2 protein-coding genes are annotated in these 2818 nt (G+C 47.7%); both read left to right on the top strand.

The annotated features are described in order from the left end of the window. Window positions 1–4 precede the first annotated feature (4 nt). Complete coding sequence (locus tag B7Y67_RS14480) at window positions 5–1876, top strand: extracellular solute-binding protein (protein WP_293599243.1); 1872 nt, start codon at window positions 5–7, stop codon at window positions 1874–1876. Window positions 1877–1887: 11 nt separating this feature from the next. Further along, the coding region (locus B7Y67_RS14475; RefSeq protein WP_293599242.1) for a microcin C ABC transporter permease YejB at window positions 1888–2818 on the top strand (931 nt) is incomplete at its 3' end.

Below are 2818 nucleotides of genomic sequence, written 5' to 3'. Positions count from 1 at the left end.
ATATATGCCCATGCACCCTGTCATCCGCCAAATCCCCACTTTGCTGCTCTTAGCCCTTCTGGCTGGGGTGGTAGTCAATTCAGCTCAGGGTGCTCAGGGGATCGCTCAGTACCGCAAACCTAAATACGCGGATGGATTTAGCCATTTTGACTATGTGAATCCCAACGCCCCGCGAGGCGGCACCTTAACTTTGCCCAACCCGGATCGCCGAACAAGTTTTGATAAGTTCAATCCATTTACGCTGCGCGGTGTCGCTGCCCCTGGTATAGCTCAGCTGATGTTTGAATCTTTGGCAGTAGGAAGTGCGGATGAGGTCTCCAGTGCCTATGGCCTGATTGCGGAAGATATTGCAGTTGCGTCCGACAAAATGTCTGTGGTCTTTCGGATTCGTCCTGAGGCGAAGTTTTCGGATGGCAGTGCGATCTTAGCTAGTGATGTTAAACACAGCTTTGACACTTTGATGAGTTCACTTGCTAATCCGCAATTTAAAACGGTCTATGCCGATGTCAAGCAAGCGGTGGTGGTTTCTGATCGAGTAATCCGTTTTGATTTCAAGAACAGTAATCCTGAATTACCGGTGATGGTGGGCACCCTGCCGGTGTTCTCTCGTAATTGGGGTAAGAAGCCCGATGGCACGATTACACCATTTGATAAATTGACCTTTGAGCTACCCATAGCAAGCGGTCCGTATGTGATTGAGTCATACAAAGCTGGTAAGACCATGATCTTTAAGCGTAACCCAAATTACTGGGCCGATCAAGGCGGTAAGACGCTTAATGTCCGTGTCGGTTTTTATAACTTTGATCGTGTGAACTACAAACTCTATAGTGATGACGCTGTTCGCCTAGAAGCCTTTAAGGCTGGAGAGTTCGATGCTCTGGTGGAGTACCGCGCCAAGAATTGGGCAAAGAGTTATGTTGGCCCTAGATTTAATGATGGCACTCTAGAAAAGAAAGCTTTCCTCAATCACAACGGCGCAGGCATGCAAGGTTTTGCTATGAATGTACGCCGTCCGATTTTTCAGGACCCGCGCGTGCGACAAGCCTTGGGTTATGCGCTCGACTTTGAGTGGTTAAATCGCCAGCTTTTCTTTGAGCAATACAGTCGAATTAATAGCTACTTTACCAATAGTGATCTGAGCGCCAATTTTGATGGCCCTCGCAAACCCACTGAAGCAGAATTGAAATTACTCAAACCTCTGAAGGCGCAATATCCTAAGTGGGTACCAGATGCGGTTTTTGGTCCAATGCCTCCTGCCCCTTCTCCTGCCGCCCCTGATAGCTTGCGTCAGAACCTGCGCAAAGCAAGAGATTTATTAGCTCAGGCTGGTTGGCAATATCGAGATGGCGCTTTACGCAATATGCAAGGCGAGCCATTCCGATTTGAGATGGTCGAAGATGGTCCATTTTTCTTAAGAGTGATTTCTTCTTATGTGCGTAACTTAGAGAAGCTGGGTATTCAGGTGGATATTCGGACGAGTGATTTTGCTTTGCATCAGAAGCGCATGGATGAATACGACTTCGATATGACTACCATTCGTTTCCCAGACTCACAAAGCCCAGGTAATGAATTGTGGGATCGCTTTGGTAGTCAGGCTGCAAAAGAAAAGGGTTCTGATAATGTGATCGGGGTTCAGTCTCCAGTGGTCGATGCCCTGGTGGATGCAGTTGTCAAAGCGCAAACTCGTGAAGAGTTACGTGCAGCTACTAGAGCTTTAGATCGTGTTCTTTGGAATAGTTATTACGTGATCCCGCAGTGGTACAACCCGACACACCGAATCGCGTATCGTAAAGAGATGCGCTACCCAGAACCTCCTTTGTATTACACCGCCGAATCTTGGATTCTGCTCAATTGGTGGAAAGAAGGGGCGCGCTAATGCAAGGACAAATGTGGTCATATATTTTCAAGCGTGTGCTCTTGATGATTCCTACTTTGTTGGGTGTTTTAACTCTCACCTTTGCAGTAGTGCAATTTGTACCGGGTGGTCCAGTTGAGCAATTGATGTTGGAGCTCAAGGGTAAGGGTGATGCTGCAGTGAGTGGGGCAGAGTCATCTGGTGGCGGCAGCAACTATCGTGGCCGCCAAGGTGTGGATGCCGAGCGCTTAGCTGAGGTAAAGGCTTTATATGGTTTTGATAAGCCGCCAGTGGAGCGTTATTTCATGATGCTCAAGCGTTTTGCCCAGTTTGATCTCGGTCAGAGTTACTACCAACACCAAAGTGTTTGGCAGTTGGTGGTTTCTAAATTGCCAGTATCTATCAGCATAGGTTTATGGACTTTCTTTCTGACTTACTTGGTCTCAATACCCTTGGGTATTGCTAAGGCAGTCAGGGATGGCTCCCGCTTTGATGCGGTGACGAGCACGATGATTTTAGTGGGCTATGCCATCCCGGGATTTGTGTTGGGTGTTCTCTTGCTTGTCATCTTTGGTGGTGGCAGTTTCTTGCAAATCTTCCCACTGCGCGGACTGACTTCAGATAACTGGACTGAGTTGAGCATGATTGGGAAGGTAATGGATTATTTGTGGCATTTGGTTTTACCAATTACCGCTTCAGTTTTAGGCAGTTTTGCAGTGATTACGATGTTGACGAAGAACTCTTTCCTGGAAGAGATTCGTAAACAGTACGTGTTGACTGCGAGGGCTAAAGGCCTCACTGAGAAGCAGGTACTTTGGAAGCATGTCTTCCGTAATGCGCTCTTGCCTCTAGTGACGGGCTTTCCAGCAGCTTTTATTGGCGCCTTCTTTACCGGATCCTTGCTGATTGAAACCCTGTTTTCTTTGGATGGCCTGGGTTTACTGTCTTATGAGTCCGTTATGA

It is taken from the genome of Polynucleobacter sp. 35-46-11 (assembly GCF_002281105.1).
The sequence above is the reverse complement of the archived record's forward strand: the minus strand, read 5'-3'. Positions and strand labels throughout refer to the sequence as shown.

What these genes read in the sequence shown, in the direction of transcription:
- B7Y67_RS14480 (WP_293599243.1), top strand. Translation starts at nt 5, where the DNA reads ATGCCCATGCACCCTGTCATCCGCCAAATCCCCACTTTGCTGCTCTTA.